General features: G+C 56.2%; 5 protein-coding genes. All 5 read left to right on the top strand.

What is annotated here, in order from left to right; translation table 11 throughout:
• On the top strand, positions 1-374 hold a 374-nt coding region (locus tag VEG30_03950), incomplete at its 5' end, for a hypothetical protein (protein HXZ79058.1).
• Positions 375-415: 41 nt separating this feature from the next.
• The gene (atpB, locus tag VEG30_03945; protein ID HXZ79057.1) at positions 416-1,357 is read left to right on the top strand and encodes a F0F1 ATP synthase subunit A; all 942 of its coding nucleotides are present in this window, start codon (positions 416-418) and stop codon (positions 1,355-1,357) included.
• Positions 1,358-1,413: 56 nt separating this feature from the next.
• Entirely contained in the window at positions 1,414-1,602 is a 189-nt protein-coding gene (locus tag VEG30_03940) for an ATP synthase F0 subunit C (protein HXZ79056.1), read from the top strand.
• Between the two features lie 61 nt (positions 1,603-1,663).
• Positions 1,664-2,236, top strand: a complete 573-nt coding sequence (gene atpF, locus VEG30_03935) for a F0F1 ATP synthase subunit B (GenBank protein ID HXZ79055.1) — start codon at positions 1,664-1,666, stop codon at positions 2,234-2,236.
• Entirely contained in the window at positions 2,233-2,625 is a 393-nt protein-coding gene (locus VEG30_03930) for a F0F1 ATP synthase subunit delta (protein HXZ79054.1), read from the top strand. The genes atpF and VEG30_03930 overlap by 4 nt, the downstream gene beginning before the upstream one ends.
• Positions 2,626-2,797: the final 172 nt, after the last annotated feature.

Here is a 2,797-nt window from a genome sequence, read left to right as displayed (position 1 = left end):
TGCAAAGAGTACCTGCTGAGGATCAGAGACAAACGACGCGCGAGATATATCGAAACCTGACGGATTGGCTATTGACGAACACTGACACCGTGACCGAGGACCGGTATGTAAGCCTGGGAATGCGGCGGGCTCAGCAGGGCGTTCCGTTCAGCGAGCTGTTTTGGGCTGTGTGCGCCACCAGGGAGTACTTCTGGGAGTACACGGAGCGAGAAACCTTGCTCGACGAACCCGCTGATTTCTGGGGCGGTATCCGATTGCTGCACTCGCTGGACCGATTCTTCGACCGTGCTCTTTATTTTGTCATCGTAGGGTATCAGACGGCCGGTCAGAGTGAGCTTCGCAGTGCGGCTGCTGTTTCCACCAACACGCAGTAGGTCGGGCTAGGTGTGTTGACTTGAAAACTAAGCTGATGCTAATGCTTCGTTTCTCCATCTTCATGATCATGTGTTACGGCTGTGTCTTTGCTTTGGACGCTGGAACACAGACCGCTTCAACTGCGGTGGTCAGCAGTGTCGAGCAGAAGGATTCAGCTGCAGTAACTCCTGAAAAGGAGGAACACGGTCTGTCGCAGGAAGCTCTGGAGATTGCCCGACCCTTTGGCTTCCCCATCACCAATTCCATGATCGTCAGCTGGATTGTTGCAGTTGGCCTCATTCTTTTTGCTCAGCTTGCTACGCGGCACATGAAGCAGATACCGGAAGGGGCCCAAAATTTGTGGGAATGGCTGGTAGAGAGCCTGTACGGATTTCTCGAAGGCGTCATTGGCCGGCATTTGGTGGAGCGCACGTTTTGGTTCTTTGCGACCATTTTCATTTTCATTCTCTCCGCCAACTGGGTGGGCCTGATTCCCGGAGTCGGCACCATCGGTTGGGGCCATCAGGCATCGCACGGTTTCAAGGTCGACCAGCCGTTGTTCCGCGGTGCCAATGCGGACGTCAACCTGACACTTGCCATGGCCCTGGTCTTTTTCGCCTGCTGGTTTGTCTGGGCGCTTCGGGAAATCGGTCCCCTTGGATTCCTCAAGGAACTGTTTGCGCCCAAGGGCGACACTGCCGGGCTGTTGAAAGTGCTGATGGTGGTCGTGTTCTTCGCAGCCGGTTGTTTGGAGATTGTCTCCATCTTATTCCGGCCTGTTTCTTTGAGTTTCCGTCTCTACGGCAATATCTTCGCCGGTGAAAACATGTTGGAAGCCATGGCGAAGCTTGTTCCCGGTCTTGGCTGGTTGTTGCCGATTCCGTTTTATTTTCTGGAATTGCTCGTGGGCTTAGTTCAGGCCTTGGTGTTCACGTTGTTGACCGCTGTCTTCACGCTGCTGATTTGCCAGCACGAAGAAAAACCTGCGGTCGCACACAGTTGAGGGATGAATTTTCGGCGGCTCGAGCGGGAGCCGGCGAGAAAGAAAGGTAAAGGTATATGAGCGGGAGCCTTCACGTTGGCCTGGCAGCACTTGGCGCATCTATTGGCGTAGGTTTGATTGGCATGGCGGCTTCGGCCGCGGTGGGGCGCAATCCGGGCGCGTCCACCAAGATTCTGGTGCAGTCGATTCTAGCCATCGCCTTCGCTGAAGCGATCGTGTTCTATGCCCTGTTCCTGGTGAGATAGGGAAAAATGCCGGACGCAGAGCATGAGATGGTCGGCGTCCGGCCGATGCGAGTGTGCGATTATGAACGCTCTAGCTTTGCTGGTGGCAGCGGGCGATGACGGGCAGATCCAACAGATTGCCAGAACCTTCGGCGTGGACTGGCCTCATCTGATAGCCCAGATTGTCAGCTTCTGCATCGTCTGCGTTCTTCTTTACCGGTTCGCCTATCGACCTATCCTCCGCATGTTGGAGGAGCGGCGCCAACAGATCGCACAAGGTCTGGCCAATACCGAGAAGATAAAGGCTGAACTGGTGCGCACCGAGGCCCTGCGCCAGGAAGTGATGGACAAGGCTAATGCCCATGCCACCAAACTGATCGAGGAAGCCCGTGCCGCGGCCGCACGGGTGCAGGAGCAGGAAACCCAAAAGGCCATCGCCATAGCCGAACAGATCATGGTCAAGGCGCGAGAGGCTGCCGCACAGGACCAGGCCCGCATGCTCGTCGAACTCAAACGTGAGGTTGCCCGGCTGGTTGTGCAGACTACAGCCATGGTCGCCGGAAAGGTTTTGACTGCCGAAGATCAGCGGCGCTTAGCTGAGGACACAGCTAAGCAACTGGCGCGCAATGCGAAAGTAGGGATGTCATTAGGATGACAGGTGCCAAACAAATCCGCCGCGAAGCCAATCAGCTGTTCCGGTTGTGCCTGGTCAAGGGATCGCTTGACGAACGGCGCGTTCGCCAGGTGGTGCAACGCGTCCTTGCAGCCAAGCGCCGTGGCAGAATGGCCCTCCTCTCACATTTTCAGCGATTGGTAAGACTCGAGATCTCCCGGCATACCGCCGAAGTCGAAAGCGCCATCCCATTGCCCGCTGACCTGCGGGCCAACGTACTATCGAATCTAGAGCTTGCGTACGGACCGGGGATTGGCACCTCCTTTGCCCACAACCCGGGGTTAATCGGGGGCATGCGTATCCAGGTGGGCAGTGATGTCTATGACGGTAGTGTGCGAGCTGGGCTGGCCGCTTTGGAAAAAAGCTTTTGAAAAACGATCTGGGTCTGGGATCGCGATGCATTCTGGGAAGTCAATTGATCGAGGCGAATGAACTATGGCTGACCTATTACAGGAAATTGAAGCTCAGATCGCGGGAGCGAAGGCAACGGCGGCCAAGCAGAATGTGGGCGTCATCCGCGAGGTCGGCGACGGTGTTGCTAAA

It is taken from the genome of Terriglobales bacterium (genome assembly GCA_035624455.1).
Lineage (GTDB): Bacteria > Acidobacteriota > Terriglobia > Terriglobales > Acidobacteriaceae > DASPRM01.
The sequence above is the reverse complement of the archived record's forward strand: the minus strand, read 5'-3'. Positions and strand labels throughout refer to the sequence as shown.

Excerpts from the sequence above, each read along its gene's own strand:
- atpF (HXZ79055.1), top strand. The coding sequence starts at position 1,664 with ATGAACGCTCTAGCTTTGCTGGTGGCAGCGGGCGATGACGGGCAGATC.
- atpB (HXZ79057.1), top strand. The coding sequence starts at position 416 with ATGCTTCGTTTCTCCATCTTCATGATCATGTGTTACGGCTGTGTCTTT.
- VEG30_03930 (HXZ79054.1), top strand. The coding sequence starts at position 2,233 with ATGACAGGTGCCAAACAAATCCGCCGCGAAGCCAATCAGCTGTTCCGG.
- VEG30_03940 (HXZ79056.1), top strand. The coding sequence starts at position 1,414 with ATGAGCGGGAGCCTTCACGTTGGCCTGGCAGCACTTGGCGCATCTATT.